The following is a 17,537-nucleotide window of genomic DNA, read 5'->3' on the forward strand; positions in this document are numbered from 1 at the left end:
ACTTTATCTTAATTTGATTTTAAAAATAAAAGTTTGCTCATTATTTTCGACTGCATAGTCAATTCCATAATTTTTAAGTAAGGTTTTAATGATATATAGTCCTAAACCATGACTATCTTCTTTATTCAAATCAAATTTGATGTCCATTAATGGTTTTAAATCAACTTCAGAATGTGTCACATTGGCGACACACAACCAGTCGTTTTTGACATCAATTGCGATGACACTATTAGGTTCTGAATATTTGACCGCATTACTAATTAAATTAGACAAGACCAAATTGAGTGCTTTTTTGCCAATTAGTAGTTGTTCTGATTGAATATTATTGTCAAAGGTCAAATGATTGCGCGTGGCTAATTCATCATATTTTACTAAGACCGCACCTAACACCGGTTTAATGGTGACCCATTCCTCATCATCCTTTAAATATTCTAAAGATGAAAAAGTTAAAATTTGTGAAATATTATATGTTAGCTCGTTGGTAATATCCAAACATTTATCGATATACAAATCACGATTCTTATATTTACCAATATTATATTTCATATTTTCTAAAATTATTTTCATTCGCGATAAAGGTGTCTTCAATTCATGCGACGAACCTCTTAAAAAGTCATACTTCATCTGTTCGAGTTTGATGATTTCTTTATTTTTCACTTCGATATCATCGATCGAACTTAATAATGAGCGGTATAATTCATTAATTTGTAATTTTAATTCTGCGATTTCATCCGCACTATTTACCTTTAAATACGCCTGTCGATCGAGTTGCATCATTTGATCAGTCACATCTTTTATTTCACTTACATTGCGCTTAATCATTTTGGCATAAATAAAGGCAATGATAATTGAAACGGCTATTGAAAAAATTAAACTTAATGGTAAAAATTTAAAACTGATGGACTTGGCTTCTTTTAACATATCAGCTGTCGATACAAAGTTAATCATCAAGTCACTACCTCTATTGGAATGAATGACCCGTTCTTCGACAATTAATGAATTGGTATTGCTGTTTAAATTAACATCAATGCCCTCATCTATCGCGAGTTCATTCGTATTCATCCTTTTTTTTATAAAGGCTTTAATATCATTACTACTTGAGAAAAATTCTAATGATTGAGTAATGTAATTTAAATCTTTGCCGTCTAGATGTTCAGCTATTTCATTCGCCTTAACTGTCAATTCATATTTGCGGGTTTCTAAATATGATTTAGGAAACATAAAGAAGACTAAAAGGTGAATCATCATAATAAAAAGCATGAGCACCGAAAAAATTTGAATAAACATTTTAGGTAATATTTTTAATTTTTTCATTATCTCTCCAATTTATAGCCAACGTTACGCACCGTCACAATGCAATCTAACTGTAATTTCTTACGTAACTCTTTAATATAGACATCAATGACGCGATCAAACGGTATCTCATCCGAATCTTTCCAAACATTATCTAATATTTGGCTTCGGGTTACCACCCGTCCTTCATTGCTGGATAAATATTTCAAGACTTCCAATTCCTTCACTTTCGAGTCAACGATTTCACCCTTTAACTTGGCGGTATAATTTAAAAAGTTAACCTCTACATCCTTGTAAACAAACTGATCCGTTGTCCCATAATATTTTTTCAAAAGGGTTTCAATACGAACTTTTAATACCGGTAATGAAAATGGCTTTTGAATATAACCATCCGCAAAATTCGTAAACGCATCGATTTTATAGTCTTCATCACCGAAAGCTGTCAACATAATCACCGGTAAATCTGACTTTTTGCGAATTTCTTTCAAAACATCAATCCCATTAATGATAGGCAACTGAATGTCTAAAATAATTAAATCGATGTCAGCATTAAATTTTGACAGTGCTTCCGCACCATCTTTGGCTTCAATGACCGAATAATTATATTCTTTTAAATATTCACTCACTCCTTCACGAATCATTTGATCGTCTTCAACTATCAATATTTTCATATAATCCTCCATTAATTGTTGTGACATAAAGACTTAATTGGTAACAGGTATTATTAAGCTATCATCACTCAAACCCAATACGCTAACTATTAATAAAGAGTCTATGCGACAGGTATAATCTTCTACTTGAATACTGCAAGAAATCACTTCAAAACATTAAAATACCGCTTACCTCTCTTTCCTTATTATATCAAAGGTAGAACAAGGTTTGGTAATCGTTCATTTTAAATTTTGAATTAACAATTAGAGCTGGACGTAAACTTGATAAATTTAGTTAAGATTATTGTTGGTTAATTAAAAGCGCAGTGGTTGAGTGGCCTCAAACGGCGTCTTTCGACTTGTTTGAGGCCTACTCAACTGTGCGGGGGTGGGCAGACGAAGCGAAAGTTATTCAATTTTCGACTTCTTGCCCACTCCCCCACATACTCACACTTTTTAACTACTTAACTTTTTACCATTAGAAAAACTGAATTCAAATAGTCGATTCTATTAGCCAAACAATCACCGATAAGATACAGGTTAACAGGACTAGCTTCACATAAAGCGCGTCAAACAAAGACTGATCGCTTCTAGGGAAGGGGTGTCACTTCACCTACAGTAAACCAAAGATTAACCGACAGTACATAAGTTAGCTGGCGGAAATCTCACATAGAGTCCACCAAATAATCACTGATAACATATGGGTTCACTCGAACCAAGCTCACATGTAACCCGCTAAACAATAATTGATAATATAAGAGTGTATGACGGCACTTAACATACAGCCGCTATACACTGTTTGCCTTTTATATTTTAGGTCTATCTTGTCTGGCAAACATTATTTCCCTTCCCTACTTTAGGATTATGTTGCCTACTAAATAGAAATACAATAAAGTGGATATTGATAAAATCATGGTTCTATCCAATATCCACTTAAAAATTTATTTAGTATCGATTAATAATTCACGAGGATTTTTTCTAATGGTTTGATATGAAGAGATAAACAGTGCTATGACTAACACTAGCAAAATGAAACTTCCTACTAATAATAATGATTGTAAATCAACCTGAATCGAAAGATCAGAGAGGGTTTTAGTAAAGCCTTCTGTTTCTGCTCCAGCACCTAATTGACTTGAGGCTGCTTTTTCTGCAATTTCATTTAAGATATTATTATTAATTCTATCTAAGATAAGATTACTAATCTGAGTTCCGACTTTATTGGTGAGTAAGTAAGCACCTAACATGGCTGGCACACTAATTAGAATCATCTCCAACAAGTGTTGGCAGAATATTTGTCCTTTCGTTCTACCAATTGATAACATAATCGCAATTTCTTTTTTACGAGCATTCATCCAAAGTGTTAATAGTAAGGTGATAATAATACCCGCAAACACTAATGAACCGATTAATAGTTGGTTGGTAATCGCAAAGATTTTCGAAATCGATAATTGTAATGCTGGGTAATTAGCCGTACTCTTAATTAAATTATATTGTCTCCAATCAATGTCCAACTTCGATAATGTTTTGATGACTTGATCGACATTGACATTACCTTTTACGAAAAAGGTTGCATCTTGGTAGACAGCGGTATCCTCAGTATTACCATATACTTTCGCTGCGGTATCGATATCCGAGATAATATTGTTTTCATATAACTCTTGAGCGGCAACGACCCCGCCTTTATTATGGCCATCAAATATCCCTTTGATTTCAACTTCAACCGTTTCATTGGCTTGTTTGACATTATCGGCATCATAAAGATTAGATTTTAATTTAATTTTATCGCCAATCTTTAAATTATTTTTTTGCGCTAAATCTTTATGAATTAACACTTTGTATTGGTCTTGGTCATTTAAATGACTACCTTCGATTAAATTAAAAGCACCTGAGACGAATTTCGTTTCTTTTTCAGAATTGTTGACACCGGTAATCATGACAGCATTTTTAAAGTTTTCTCGTTGGTTTTGTTCTGTTTGAGGTGTTTCGATTAACTCACCATCGACTAAGTCGGCGACACTGTTAATTCGCTTTACAAATGAATCCACGACTTCTGTCTCAGAAATTTTCTTAATGTCTTCGCCTTTAACATTTCCCCCACCACGAGGTGTCCCAAAATTGACTTGGCGGTTTATTTCCATTAAGAAACTACTATTAATATTACCAAAGGTCGAGCTTACCATTTCATTGGTTGATTGTTTGATGGAAACACTCATTAATCCGATTGAAGCCATGACTAAAATGACTAAAAAGATAATGAATGATTTTAAGCCTTTTCTGGTTACATAGGCAATCGCATTTTTAAACATTAGTGATCCCCCTTATTCTTAACTGGGACCAATTGTTTGTTCTTCAATTCTAAAACAATATCGGCGGCATCGGCTACTTCGTTACTGTGGGTGACGACAATCACGCATTTGCCTTTTTGTTTAGCAATGTCTTTTAAGATGTCAATAATCTCAGTCGCAGTATCCTTGTCTAAATTACCTGTTGGTTCGTCCGCTAAAATAATAGGGGCTTTCGATACCAATGCCCGTGCGACAGCCACTCTTTGTTGTTGACCACCAGATAGTTTTAAGACATTACGATTGATTTGGGTTTCATCTAAGCCTAATTCCAATAAGCTTTCTTTAGTCGCATCGGGATTGACTAGTTTTAAATTCTCCAACGGGCTTAAATAATCGATTAAGTTATAATTTTGAAAGACTAGCGAAATATTATGTTTACGATGATAACTATAACCATTTTTTGCGATATCTTGCTCTTTAAATACTATTTGGCCACTTCTTGGTGTGTCTAAACCTGCTAATAGTGACAGCAGGGTCGATTTACCAGCACCTGATTTACCGATGATGGCATAAAACTTGCCAGACTCAAATGATTGGTTCACTAACGATAAAACTTTTTCATTGCTATTTTTATATTGATACGTAACGTTTTTTAATTCAAGTATTTTCATTGTTAACTCCTAACTAATTTCTGATAAGATGGTCTTCGGTTTCTTTAATAAAATGATCGAACAGGATAACATAACGGCTAAGAAAATAATGACCAGTAATAAGCCATAAGCCATCCCAAAGTGGGTTAAATTATCACCGATATTCTCAATCGGTAACATTTGGCTGCCGATACTTTCGTTGGTAATCGAATTGAAAAAATCGGTTAAGAAAAATTGATTTAGCTGCCATCCAAGGATAAAGGAAAGTACCGCCGCTGGTAAAGAAACGAGCAGTAGTTCCAAGATAAACTGTGAAATAATGACCTTTTTACTCATGCCGATAGCTAAGAAGATGCCTATTTCATAGATTCTTTCTCTTAGCCATAAGACTAAGATTAAGGAAAGAACGATTAAGCCACCTAAAATCATGGCATTGGTCACAATTTCAATAATCTGTTGCATACTTTGCAAGGCCGTAAGGGTCTTTTGGAATGCTTTATCATTTTTCTCAACTTCATATTTTGACCAGTCAATGGGTAAATTTTTGATTTGTTCATGAGCTGATTCTAAATTTTCAACTGAATCGGTATGGAGGGTTAGTTTATTCGTGATCATTTGATCTTTGTTTAGTCTCAATTGTTCCTGACTGGTTTGATAATCGACAAAAAAGGTGTTCTCACTAAAATCTGAACTTAATCCTGTGTAACTCTCTTGCTTTTTCCCTGTAAAAATGCCGCTAATGGTATATTCCATCGTTTCATGTACGTTTAAGCTTTCGGTATCGACTAACTGCAAACGAATGGTATCATTCAATTTTAAACCATTTTTATCGGCAAATGCTTGGTGAACGAGTACATGATGCTGACTGTCAGATTGAATCGGTTGCCCAGCGACGAGTGTAAACACGCCACTTGAAAATAACAAGTCTCGTTGGGAATCATTGGTGGCTTGAACATCGACCACATTTGATAATTGTTCTGGGGTATCTTCACGGAAAATTTGTTGTTCCCCTTCAATCACTTGGTGATCCACTAATTTAGCCAAACTTTGATATTCAGGATTAATGTCCTCTATTTCCTTAATACTCTTTAACTGTTCGAAATCTTTCATCGCAAACGAAGAACTATCATTTTTAGTTATCGATAAAGAGGAGTTTGAAATTTTAAAAACATTATTTTCAATTTGTTGACTTGCATTTAAGATGGTTAAACAAGTAAATAAACTTGTTAAAATAAACATCAATATTAGAAAAATAATGAATGTTCGGTGTTTTTTGCGGGTAATATAAGCCCACGCATTTTTTTGTATATTCAAAATATCCCCTCTTTATCATTTATTAACATTTTAATCTAAACTTACTTTATAGACATAAGGATATAATTTCCCAGTAATATAAAATTCATTATCCTTAATGTGTGCAATACCGTTTAAGGTATCAATACTGGCGATTTGCTCTTCATCCATTGTCTCATCGATGATTGAGCGGACATCATATTGATCGACCACTTCTCCTTTATTCGTGTCAATTTTAACAATTTCATCACGATAAAGTCGATTCGCATAAATATATCCATTATAGTATTCTAATTCATTTAATTTTGAAGCGGCTAATTTACCATTCATAATTTTGACTTTGTCTAATACTTCAAAGGTCTCTGGATCATGTTTATATAAAGTGCTTGACCCATCCGAACGCCAAAGTACTTTGTTTTCTGAATCATAACAAAGCCCCCATCCTTCTGTTTCCATTGGGATTTCTTCTAATATTTCAAATGTTTTAGGGTCACGTTTTAGAACTAATTTTTCCTTCCAGGTCAATTGCCATAAATATTTGTCAGTATGCGTAAGACCTTCACCAAAATAATTATGTGGTAGGAGTTGATCATCTTCTAATTGACCAGTTTCTAAGTTAAATTTTCCTATTTTGGATTGTCCTTGTAAACCTGTTCCTAAAATTAATTCATTGTCTTGATTGAGTTCTAATCCTTGCGTAAACAGTGGTGTGTTAACGGGATACTTTTCAAGTAAATTGATTTCACCAGCTGAAACTTCAGTTGTGTAGATGATATTTGCCGTTAACAGGCAAAGTAGTACGATAAAACTCTTTTTCATCGGTGATCTCCTAGTTATGATTAGTGATAAATTCATCAATTAATCGTGCCATTTCTTCATATTGGGTCATATAAATTAAGTGATCCCCTTCTAAAATATGAGTTTCAACTTCGTCTGGGTTTTCAGATAATGATTTATGTTGCATTTCCCAATCTTCCGTAATTTTATCCATGAATTCGCGCCGCATTTCGATATCTTCATAAGAATCTTGAGCTAATAAGTATAATGCTGGGATGCCTGAAGGAATTTTTTCATCTTTGAAGTCCATTAAAACTTGATTTGAACGGTTACTCTCATCCACCACATCGGGATTATTTAAGTTCAATTGTGCAATGTATCGATATTGAAGATTCACTTCATCGTCTACATCTGGAATCTCAGGTAAATCGGTCGCTTGACCACTATCATCGATTGGTGCTTCTTCGTGTTGCATTTCCATAAATCCGTTCATCATTGGGGTACTCGTATCCATACCAATCACACCTAAGACTTCATCTTTATACATTTGTGAATATTTTAAAGCATATAAACCAGATAATGAATGGGCCACTAAATAGTATTCTTTAACATCCATTTGTTCTAATGCACTATGTAACTCTTCGGTAATATTTTCAACTGTACGCTCTTCATTACTTACATCAGATAAACCATAACCAAATGGCTCAACCACTAAAATATGATATTTTTTAGCTAAGGCATCCAATAAGTTTTTATGGGTTAAAGGTTGAGAAGCTTCACCTAAACCTGGCATGAAGACTAATGTTTTAGATTCACCTTTATGTTCTGCACCTAATTCATAAACGTTCATTTGTAAATCTTTGACCGTAATCTTAGTACCATAATCTTTGATTAATTTTTTTAATTCTTCTTTATCCGTTGGAATCGGATCTTCTTCTTCTACATGTTCTTCTTTCGTTGTCTCAGATGACTCTGTTGTTTCTTCCATATCGCCTTCCATATTGCCTTCCATGGTTTCTTCCATCGATTCTTCCATAGTTTCTTCCATGGTAGTGTCTGATTCGTTCATGTCTTCCATTTCTTCTGTCATTTCAGTATTATCCATTTCTTCTGCATTCACAGGATAGAGTGGAAGTGCCACTAAATTACTACTTAATAATGATGCAATTAATAATTTTGTTTTGATACTGTTTTTCATTTAAAAACATCCTTTCATATTTGATAGCTTAACTTTATCACAAGTATATAAAATGAATATGAAATGGATTTTGGAAAATAAAAAAAGCGACTGAACTTATAATTCAATCGCTATATTTCTTAAATATTAAATTGTTTTAAGTGGGACTTCTTATCCTTATCATTTTAACCCCCAAATTTTGAGTATAAAAAAAGACGATAGAGTTTAATTTTCTATCGTCTCTTGCGTTTCTATTTAATTACTTGGTTCAACAACTGATATTTATCATTATTTATAAGTTAGAAATTATTTCTTAATCGACTTTGTAGCTATATAAGTTTTAATATTCAATTCATGTAGTCTTCCAAATCCGTTGGTATCTTCGTAAATATCTACTAGTGTGAATCCTGCTTTTAATTGCCCTCCTATCTGTTCTGTCATATTATGCGAAAACTGCATTCCGGCATTTTCTTTAACCATGAACTCTTTGGCTTTTTCGTCCTTAAGTGGATTAAAGGGCATTTTCCAAACTATCTCTTTTTCATTTTGATCTACAATATAGTTTATTTCATTATTTAGTCCAGCAAGAAAAATGCCTCCTTTTTTTAACACTCTATATACCTCATTAAAAATATGCTGCACATCTTCAACATAACAATTTGAAACAGGATGAAAAACAATGTCAAATGTTTCATCATCAAATGGGAGTTTTTTAGTCATATCACCTTCTATTGCTTCTATCGTATAACCTTCCCTTTTCGCAACTTTATATTCTGATTCAATTTGCTTTGAAGAATAATCAAGTACGCTACATTTAGCACCTAAGGCATTGAATATTGGCATTTGTTGTCCTCCTCCTGAAGCTAATCCCAATATTTTTTTATCTTTTATATTACCAATCCATTCATGTGGAACAGGAACTGTTGGTGTTAATAATACATTCCAATTACCATTTTTAGCATCATTATATTCTTCATGTGAAATTGATTTAGCCCATTCCCATCCTTCTTCAACCCACTTGTCGATTGTCTCTTTATTTATGTCTTGATATGATTTCATATCTTATATCCCTCCAAATTCTAATTTTTCCTTCACATCTATTCCACCGCCAGCAACCACCCAAAATAGTCGAGTTGCCTGATTGGTTATCAGCCTTTTTCGTTTTTCAAAAACCAGCCCGAAATGCCTGACATCTAATCCACTGTCCCAAATCGTGACATCTAATCCCAGGTTACAACCTGACACATATTTTACATTAGATATGTTTCTATATAAGAAAACCGAGCTTTTTCAGAAGTCGGGCTTCAAATCCAAACCTCCGAAAAGCCCAGAAATACGCCGCTTTCAGGTACTTGTTTTTATTTCCTTGACATCAAGACTAACGTCTCCACATGGCTTGAGTGGTCAGTATGAATAAAGTTCCATATTTCTCAAAAGCCTCGTATATGGGAAGTTATCAACCAATATACATTTTATATGTTTATGTCATGTACTGACCTCCAAAAGTCGGATTTCTTGGTCCAGGTCAGTGCAAAGTGGTCAAATCTTAAGGGCTTTTTTAATGCAAATCAGTTGTTATTTAGCCAGTTGACAACGGCTGTAAGCATTAGCCCCAGCCCAATTGGCATCATATTCTCGTCAAAATTCACTCCAGGATTGTGGTGGCTAAAGTTGTTGCCCGGCAATTTGCAATTTACACTGAAATAGGCAGTTGGAACTTTTTCAGCCACAAGAGCCATATCTTCGCTTGCCATGATTTTTGTGTCCGGAATGAGTTCGCCATCAAAATCACTATTTTTTAGATAGCCCACAATTTCTCTTGTGAATTCCGGGTCTGAATAAAGGCTTGGAACTCCGGTGAAGAAGTCAAGATCGATTTCAGCTTTTGTTGAGATCTTTAATCCTTCAATAATTTCCAGCATTCTTGATTTTAATTTATTTCTAACCTCCGGACTGTATGCACGAAGTGTTCCTTGCATTTCTGCAAGATCCGGAATAATATTTGAGTTTGAACCGGCACTTAGCATTCCAAAGGTCAATGTACTCGTTTCTTGAGGTGGACATTCGCGGGCGATTAGCTCTAAGAAGTTTGTGTAAATATTGACAGCTACATGTATCGGATCAATAGTAGTATGAGGATATGCGCCATGGCCGCCTTTACATTTAATTGTAATTTTAAAGTTATCTGAGCTTGTAGCAAAATAGCCTTCATTGTAACAAATTGAACCTGTTTCTCTGTCAAGAGCTGTGTGAAGTGCAAGAGCCCTATCCACCTGAGGATTTTCTAATACTCCGTTCTCAATCATCATTTTAGATCCTGCAAAAATTTCTTCAGCAGGTTGGAACATAAATTTCACTGTGCCTTTGAAATTTGCCTTTTCTTTTAATAGAGCTTTTGCAGCAGTTAGGGCAATCGAAGAATGGAGATCGTGGCCACAGGTGTGGGCAGTATTTCCGGTTGAAGCAAAGGGCAAACCACTTTCTTCATTCATTGGAAGGGCATCCATATCTGCCCTAATCATAATGCATCTTCCTTCACCTTTTTCACCTTGAATAAGGGTAGATAAACCGGATGTACCATATTCTTTCACTTCAAGGCCAAGTCCTTCGAGCTCACCCTTTACATATGCCTTTGTTTTTGGTAAATCCAGTCCAGTTTCCGGAATTTGGTGCAAGGCTCTTCTTTTTTCAATTAGTTCATCTTTGTATTCTAAAGCTTCTTTAAAATAATCAGTCATAATTTTCCTCCTTATATGTTTAGACTTCTCTTTTGCAACTTGTGTTTCCTTGCATATTTTTCAGTTAATATTGGAGTGATACTGCTCGTTTTAAAACTTATGATGAACAAATTGAAATACTCTCAAATAGAGGTTTAGAGATTAATAATCTAGAAAATACTAAAAATATTTTATCACAAGTAAATTATTATAACCTAATCAAATTCCGATTGTCGAAATAACTATTGCAAAAATCTACTTTTTAATATCATCTTCATATTCTTTTAGTTGAGTGCGCCAATTATTTTTATCTTTATCAGTTATTTGTCTAATTACACGGCAGGGATTACCTCCTACAACAACATGACTTGGGATGTCTTTTACAACAACTGAACCAGAAGCAATGACTACATCACTTCCTATTGTGACACCGGGATTGATTATAACATTTCCACCAATCCAGACATCATCGCCTATTGTTACAGCCTTGGCATATTCCAGTTCCAAGTTGCGTACATCCTTATCAATTGGGTGACCTGCTGTATATATACTTACGTGAGGAACCAAAAATACATTATCACCAAATTTGGTCGGGTTATTTATCTTTTTTGAGTATTTTATCCTTTCTAACTACAAAGCCGAATCATAGAACTCTACAAACTTTTTCACAATAGACTCTTCCAATGAATGACTCCATTTCTCGCGGTTAAGATGTTCTAGGATATAGCTTGTTTTGGCTTCATCCCGTAATGCTTTGCCTGCTTCATCATCATTAAACGAGAATGAGTTGACGTAGGTGTTCATGCCGTCTAAAAACTCATTGATATAAGTCTCATCTCTAAATAAGTGATTATGACCTCGGTCTTCATAAAGCTCAAATTGAAAACGATTACCTTTACTATACTGCTCATAAAACAGATTATATCCATAAGCCATCGGTACCACTTCATCATCTTGACTTTGCACAATCATAATCTTGGCATTCGTATTGCCAAAACCTTCTAAAGCCGTCTTAGTGGCATAATCTCCAAATTTAATGCGTTCATATAGATTAACAAATGGCATCATCACTTCAATACCGTCGCCAGCTTCTTGCCGGCCAACCACTTCAAAAATATCCGAAGATTGATTAAAGGCCGCTACCGTAATGACTGCTTGAACATCGGGTTGAAAATTTAAGACATTGCCCGCACTATAACCACCCCAACTGTGGCCAAATAGCATGAGTGGCAAGTCCTTCAACTGGTCTTGAGTTTTAACAAAACGAATCGCATAATCCAAGTCAATAGTTCCTTGTGGGAAACCACCTACACCTTCCCCTTCACTCTCATCAGTTCCGGTCGCATCATAAGTAAATACATAATAACCATTCGTCGCAAAATAATCGGCTAAATCCATGTAAGAATTATGTCCGCCGTCACCAAAGCCATGGGCTAAGACAATGACACCTTTTTGATTCTTACCTTTTTGATATAAATACCCCATTAGTTTTTGTTCTTCATTAGAATCAAAGGGCATTTCCGTTCGTTGTAAGCCATCAAAATCTTTTACTTCTAACATTAAGGGCGCAAAACTTTCTTGTCGTCCTGAAATATTCTCCCGATAGATAAAGACTGAAAAAAATGCTAATGCCATTACTAATACCATCATCACTATAGCTAGTCCAATAAGTAACTTTTTCCAGATTGAGCCCTTTTTCGGTGTTTTCGTTTTATTATGCATGTTCATGACCTCTTCTCTTTTGACAAGCAACATCTTTCACTAAACAAACAACATGCGTCAAACATCATTTATAGAGTTGTCAAACATATGTTACACATACTGAAACTTCTGATGCCCTAGACCTAACGACTAACTATTTTTTCAAAGAAGTTTGTCAAGGAGGAAAGCGTAGCGATCCTTGATGAACTCCGCTAAAAGAATATAATGGATCTCTAACATAAGTTTCTTGTTCAGGTTTAAGTTTTAGAGCCATCACATCCTATATATTTTTCTCTGTAATTTCGGTTAAATTCATCTCTTCCTCTCTTTCACCTACCGATAAGATTAATCTAAAAATTCCCCTATTTATTGACCCGTTTCCTCAGACTCGTTCTTAACTTTGGGAATTAAACCCCAATTTCAATAGCTATTCACACTCATTATACTAAAAAATCAGCTTCCTGAATATGACTCACACATTCAAAAAGCTGATATAACAACATTCTACTCTTTTACTTTTTGCATCAATACGACGGCTTCGGCGGTTCGCTGTTACCGCATCATTTCGTCACTACATTACTCCTTCTGCGACAGCTATCGCATAGGTCTCCGTAATTACTTACTTCGTCGCTTCGCTCCTTAACAAGTGAGACATAAGGATTCTCTGCTCCTATCGTCGCAGACCGACTGCGCGTCTAAACTTAGTCTTCGCTTGCGCTCGATTTCGTTAAGTCAGCGCATGTCTCAACATGTATCGGCATAAATATATTGATTCAATTTAACAAGATGTCTATGTAGTTAAACTGAAACTATTACGTCACCAGTTTAACCAATTTCTAGAAGTATGCCCGTTCAAAAAATTAATTTTAGCATCACTATTTTTATGATGTTCTCTCTTGCCTAATAATTCGTCTTCAAAAGAAACAGTTGGGTCAATCCAGTTTGCTTTTTCTTCAATCCATCTAAACGTTTCTTCATCTAGTGTAGGATCTACTTCTTTTAAAATAGCTAAATATTCTCTGATATCTTTAGCTAAACGATAGTCCTCAATAACATTTAATAGCTGTAAAGTTTTTTTCTTTTCTGTATTTACCAGTTCTCGATGTTCATCCTCTCTTTTTCTCTCAATCTCTCTGAGCCTTTCTGCTTCTTCCCGTTCTTCCCTTCGTTCTTTTATTTCAAAATAACTTTCATAGAAAATGATAACAATCTCACCTAGCATTTCCTCTAAAAGTAAATTCTTTTTATCTCTGACGTATTTTCCTGTGCTCGTTTTTATCCTAAATACACCGTTGAAAACATGGTCATATTTCCTTATCTTGGGCCTAGAGGCATAGCGCGATTGCTGCTTAGCATCTTCATATTCCAATAACTCTCTCGCTTCTTCTTTTGTCAGTTCATGCTTAATCTTATCTTTGCTTTCTATAATTTCAAACTCCACGTAGTCTGAATCGATCTGTACTTTAAAATCATCAGTAACTTTTTCACCCAATGCATGAAATAATTCAACTAAAATATCCAAAAGTTTATACAGCCGCGATAAGGATTCTGCAGAAATTTCCTTAATAAACATCGGTCTTTCTATATTATTAGGTTCATAACGTGAGTCAAAGTAGTCTCTTTTAGAATTATTTTCTTTTCTATGCCACAGCTCAACCGACTTCTTATAATTGACCACTTTTTTATTAAGCCTTTTATTTAAAGCAAATTCTTTATTGATTAGCACTTCATAAATACTATCTATTTTATCCGACGGCAAAAATTGTAATCTATTTTTTAATGAATTTAGCAACTCCGAATTATAATTCACGACTCCTGAATCTTTTGACTCCTCATCTGGAACAGTACTTACTTTTTCTAATGAGTTTTCTTTTCCTGTTTTTACATTCGATTCTACAATTATTTCATCTTTCTCATAATCGGGCAGTGGCTCAATTAAGTCAGAAACATCTTTACCAGTTCTTAAATCGACCCAATATTTACTGCTTGGAATAGGGATTGAATTCTCACGACAGGCAGCTAGTAATTTTGAATAGTTTAGATTATATTTTTCTGCAACTTTTTTAACGCTCATTTGCCAAATTTCACGATAAAGCTCTGCTCTATTCAAAGTCGTCATCATTTTCTTCATATAAATCTTCCTCACTTAACTCGATTGGTCGATCAGGATCAGTATATTGGCCTAGCGAAAACGCATAGTTAAACAATTCTAATTCTCTATTTCTGCGTTTTCGCTTAATATAAAAAGTAAATCTGACTTTAGCGATTGAAATTCTTTAATGATGGTCTCAAGATTTTCTTCAATATTTTGGACTCGTATTTCTGATATTCTTCCATATTTATAAGCAATTAATCGTTCTGCAATGATGTTATAAGACCAACTTTCAGAAAAGCGTCTATCTTTCTCTTCATTGTGTACTGCAAAACCTATTGGCAAGAGATTATTTCTCATTCCTAGCCCTACAGCATTTGGAGATATACCTAAATAATCTCCTGCTATTTTTAAAGTGACTTTCTTACAATTACGAATATCATCATCTGTATATTTCGCCATTCTATTTCACTCCTTTTTCAAACCGTCTCGTTCTTCCTCTTTATTATAATTGATTGCTCTCAAGGAATCTCTTGCTATTTTTTATATCTATAGTCTAAAAAAATACACTATGGTTTATTGACTATGTCATTGAAATCATATTGAAAGTGAATCAATGAATTCATAAAGGAATGATTACCAATGAACAGTAATAATGCTTATTTAAAGCTAATTTAAGAACTGCGCCTTGATTTAGAAGAGTACCAACTTATTAACATCGGTGTAATTCGTGGAGATATTGATGATAGTGGTACAAAACTTATCGTTAGCTACTATTTACCAGATACTGAAGAATTTATTGAACATGCAGATCGTCTGGAGCTTATAAACGCTTGGGATGTTTTTGACGAATTATTGGAATCACTTATTAGTGGCTACTAATTTATCAAATACAAGGAGAGCCACAGCACCATCCTATCCATAAACAGTGTTCTGACTCTCTTTTAATTTTCAATAGCTACACTTTAACCAGTATTCAATAGACCTTCCATTGTGACATCATTTATATATAAGTTTCTACACCAACTGATTCACCAAATGGTCATCGTATTCTTCAGTTTCAGAATGTGGAATGTCAACAGTTTTTCAGACACTTTTCATGTGCAGATCTTTAAACACCACTGACGTTAAATACTGTAATGAAGAATGTGGTCTAAATTTGTTGTACCAGTTTACATAATCAAATATTCTGTTTCTAACTGTTCTAAGCTTTCAAATTTCATCTGTTTTACAAATTCGGTTTTCAGTGCCATCATCGTTGCTTCTGCAACTGCATTGTCATAAGGACAACCTTTAGTACTTAATGAACGCTCGATTTCAAAAGTCTTTAATACTTCATCTATCAATTTGTTATCAAATTCTTTACCTCTATCTGTATGAAATAGTGTGATTTGTTTTAAGATATGATTAATTTTACTAATTGCTTTCACTACTAAATTTGCATCCTTATTTTTACCTGCATTGTAACCAACAATTTCTCTATTGAAAAGATCAATAAATAAACATACGTAATGCCATGTATTTGCTACTTTTACATATGTTAAATCACTTACCAATGCCTCCATTGAATCTAATGAAATTAGCACAAATGATTAGAGGAGGTATCGTGAAAACGATGGAAAAAGACAATAAAATAATTGCAGCATAAAAATAACCATCTACCCTTTGTGAAATTAAGGTAAATGGTTATTTATTTGTGACTTTTTGCCCAGTCCCGTTTTTTTACTCTACACCTTCAAAACTCTTCTCTATTCTATTTAAACCTTCAATTAATTTAGCTCTTGGGCAACCTACATTCAATCTTAGGAAATGTTCACCGTTACCTCCGTAAACCTCCCCATCCATAATCGCCACACGTCCGATATGAACCAAGCGCCTTTGAACCTCATCCATAGGTATACTTATTCCGGATAGATCTATCCACATAAGATAGGTTGCTTCTGTAGGCACAATGACTACTTTTTCAAATTTTTCTTCAAAAAAGGTTGTCGCTAAGTGAATATTATCCGCGATGTAAGTATTTAATTCATCAACCCAATCACTAGAATAATTATACGCTGCCATCGTCGCTTCCATTCCTAGAATGCTCGTCGAAGATAAGCCGTCTTTATTCTTTAAATGGTACAAAAATAATTCTCTATCTTCTGAGTTAGGTAAGATGAGATAAGAAAATATCAAACCAGGAAAGTTAAAAGTCTTACTTCCTGATGTAACCAAAGCAACGTTATTTGTCATGAATTGTGTGATGGGAAGGTGCTTGTGCCCTTGACTAACTACGTCCATATGAATCTCATCACTAATTAAAAATACATTGTATTTCACACATAAAGAAACAACGGGTCTCAATTCTTCCTCAGTCCATACCCTTCCTGTAGGATTATGAGGTGAACAGAAAAGCAATATTTTGTTGCGAGGATCAGCTAACTTCTCCTCTAAATCTTCAAAATCAATCCTATAATATCCTGCTGAGTAAATGAGCGGATTTTCAATAACGCGTCGCTGATTTCCTTCAATAGTCTTAAAGAATGCATCATAAGCCGGTGTTTGAATAATAACACCATCACCTTCATTAGATTTCATCTGAATCAGCTGAGCAACACTATATATGACCGATGGACTATATAGTATCCATTCAGATTGAGGTTGATACGCAAATCGCTTTTGATACCAATTCATAACCGCTTGTTGAAAATCCCCATTGTTCCACCGTGTATAACCAAATACTTGATGTGATAATCTCTTCTGCAAGGTATCCATCACCTCTTTTGGAACAGCAAAGTCAGTATCTGATATTGTAAATGGTAGTAAGTCTTCTTCACCAAATCGATCCGCAACGTAATCCCACTGCGTACAATAGGTTCCACGACGATCAATTACTTTATCGAAATCCACAGAACTCCCC

The 17,537-nt window shown here is 34.5% G+C and carries 13 protein-coding genes and 2 pseudogenes; all 15 read right to left on the bottom strand.

All coding sequences use genetic code 11. The annotated features are described in order from the left end of the window. Nucleotides 1–3: 3 nt before the first annotated feature. The gene (locus HMPREF9257_RS08485) at nt 4–1,314 is read right to left on the bottom strand and encodes a sensor histidine kinase (RefSeq protein ID WP_006419081.1); all 1,311 of its coding nucleotides are present in this window, start codon (nt 1,312–1,314) and stop codon (nt 4–6) included. Further along, nucleotides 1,314–1,964 carry a response regulator transcription factor gene (locus HMPREF9257_RS08490; RefSeq protein ID WP_006419100.1) on the bottom strand — a complete coding sequence of 217 codons (651 nt, stop codon included), beginning with the start codon at nt 1,962–1,964 and terminating at the stop codon, nt 1,314–1,316. Before HMPREF9257_RS08490 ends, HMPREF9257_RS08485 begins: the two co-directional genes overlap by 1 nt. 920 nt (nt 1,965–2,884) lie before the next feature. Then, nucleotides 2,885–4,249 carry an ABC transporter permease gene (locus tag HMPREF9257_RS08495; protein ID WP_006419108.1) on the bottom strand — a complete coding sequence of 455 codons (1,365 nt, stop codon included), beginning with the start codon at nt 4,247–4,249 and terminating at the stop codon, nt 2,885–2,887. After that, the gene (locus tag HMPREF9257_RS08500) at nt 4,249–4,899 is read right to left on the bottom strand and encodes an ABC transporter ATP-binding protein (protein ID WP_006419110.1); all 651 of its coding nucleotides are present in this window, start codon (nt 4,897–4,899) and stop codon (nt 4,249–4,251) included. Before HMPREF9257_RS08500 ends, HMPREF9257_RS08495 begins: the two co-directional genes overlap by 1 nt. Before the next feature lie 9 nt (nt 4,900–4,908). Continuing rightward, nucleotides 4,909–6,192 (bottom strand): ABC transporter permease, encoded by a 1,284-nt coding sequence (locus HMPREF9257_RS08505; protein ID WP_006419112.1) that lies wholly within the window; start codon nt 6,190–6,192, stop codon nt 4,909–4,911. A 30-nt stretch (nt 6,193–6,222) separates the two neighbouring features. Beyond that, nucleotides 6,223–6,990, bottom strand: coding sequence for a glutaminyl-peptide cyclotransferase (locus tag HMPREF9257_RS08510; RefSeq protein ID WP_006419088.1), 768 nt, complete (start codon nt 6,988–6,990; stop codon nt 6,223–6,225). Nucleotides 6,991–7,000: 10 nt separating this feature from the next. After that, nucleotides 7,001–8,146, bottom strand: coding sequence for an alpha/beta fold hydrolase (locus tag HMPREF9257_RS08515; RefSeq protein WP_006419087.1), 1,146 nt, complete (start codon nt 8,144–8,146; stop codon nt 7,001–7,003). A gap of 285 nt (nt 8,147–8,431) precedes the next feature. After that, the gene (locus HMPREF9257_RS08520; RefSeq protein WP_006419111.1) at nt 8,432–9,184 is read right to left on the bottom strand and encodes a class I SAM-dependent methyltransferase; all 753 of its coding nucleotides are present in this window, start codon (nt 9,182–9,184) and stop codon (nt 8,432–8,434) included. Between the two features lie 509 nt (nt 9,185–9,693). Next, nucleotides 9,694–10,863 (bottom strand): M20 metallopeptidase family protein, encoded by a 1,170-nt coding sequence (locus tag HMPREF9257_RS08525; protein ID WP_006419114.1) that lies wholly within the window; start codon nt 10,861–10,863, stop codon nt 9,694–9,696. A gap of 234 nt (nt 10,864–11,097) precedes the next feature. Then, nucleotides 11,098–11,436 (bottom strand): annotated as a pseudogene (locus HMPREF9257_RS08530) (DapH/DapD/GlmU-related protein); the annotation flags it as partial. A gap of 36 nt (nt 11,437–11,472) precedes the next feature. After that, nucleotides 11,473–12,477: an alpha/beta hydrolase family protein gene (locus HMPREF9257_RS08535; RefSeq protein ID WP_218015552.1), complete on the bottom strand. Its 1,005-nt coding sequence runs from the start codon at nt 12,475–12,477 to the stop codon at nt 11,473–11,475. An 883-nt stretch (nt 12,478–13,360) separates the two neighbouring features. After that, nucleotides 13,361–14,674 carry a hypothetical protein gene (locus tag HMPREF9257_RS08540; protein WP_006419086.1) on the bottom strand — a complete coding sequence of 438 codons (1,314 nt, stop codon included), beginning with the start codon at nt 14,672–14,674 and terminating at the stop codon, nt 13,361–13,363. Between the two features lie 78 nt (nt 14,675–14,752). Next, nucleotides 14,753–15,097 carry a hypothetical protein gene (locus tag HMPREF9257_RS08545; protein ID WP_006419093.1) on the bottom strand — a complete coding sequence of 115 codons (345 nt, stop codon included), beginning with the start codon at nt 15,095–15,097 and terminating at the stop codon, nt 14,753–14,755. Nucleotides 15,098–15,721: 624 nt separating this feature from the next. Continuing rightward, a pseudogene (locus HMPREF9257_RS08550) lies at nt 15,722–16,191 on the bottom strand (transposase); the annotation flags it as partial. A 166-nt stretch (nt 16,192–16,357) separates the two neighbouring features. Beyond that, nucleotides 16,358–17,527, bottom strand: a complete 1,170-nt coding sequence (locus tag HMPREF9257_RS08555; RefSeq protein ID WP_006419099.1) for a MalY/PatB family protein — start codon at nt 17,525–17,527, stop codon at nt 16,358–16,360. Nucleotides 17,528–17,537 lie beyond the last annotated feature (10 nt).

The organism is Eremococcus coleocola ACS-139-V-Col8 (assembly GCF_000183205.1).
GTDB classification, from domain to species: Bacteria; Bacillota; Bacilli; order Lactobacillales; family Aerococcaceae; genus Eremococcus; species Eremococcus coleocola.

Excerpts from the sequence above, each read along its gene's own strand:
- HMPREF9257_RS08485 (WP_006419081.1), bottom strand. The coding sequence starts at position 1,314 with ATGAAAAAATTAAAAATATTACCTAAAATGTTTATTCAAATTTTTTCG.
- HMPREF9257_RS08515 (WP_006419087.1), bottom strand. The coding sequence starts at position 8,146 with ATGAAAAACAGTATCAAAACAAAATTATTAATTGCATCATTATTAAGT.
- HMPREF9257_RS08495 (WP_006419108.1), bottom strand. The coding sequence starts at position 4,249 with ATGTTTAAAAATGCGATTGCCTATGTAACCAGAAAAGGCTTAAAATCA.
- HMPREF9257_RS08520 (WP_006419111.1), bottom strand. The coding sequence starts at position 9,184 with ATGAAATCATATCAAGACATAAATAAAGAGACAATCGACAAGTGGGTT.
- HMPREF9257_RS08510 (WP_006419088.1), bottom strand. The coding sequence starts at position 6,990 with ATGAAAAAGAGTTTTATCGTACTACTTTGCCTGTTAACGGCAAATATC.
- HMPREF9257_RS08540 (WP_006419086.1), bottom strand. The coding sequence starts at position 14,674 with ATGAAGAAAATGATGACGACTTTGAATAGAGCAGAGCTTTATCGTGAA.
- HMPREF9257_RS08490 (WP_006419100.1), bottom strand. The coding sequence starts at position 1,964 with ATGAAAATATTGATAGTTGAAGACGATCAAATGATTCGTGAAGGAGTG.
- HMPREF9257_RS08525 (WP_006419114.1), bottom strand. The coding sequence starts at position 10,863 with ATGACTGATTATTTTAAAGAAGCTTTAGAATACAAAGATGAACTAATT.
- HMPREF9257_RS08535 (WP_218015552.1), bottom strand. The coding sequence starts at position 12,477 with ATGGCATTAGCATTTTTTTCAGTCTTTATCTATCGGGAGAATATTTCA.
- HMPREF9257_RS08545 (WP_006419093.1), bottom strand. The coding sequence starts at position 15,097 with ATGGCGAAATATACAGATGATGATATTCGTAATTGTAAGAAAGTCACT.
- HMPREF9257_RS08500 (WP_006419110.1), bottom strand. The coding sequence starts at position 4,899 with ATGAAAATACTTGAATTAAAAAACGTTACGTATCAATATAAAAATAGC.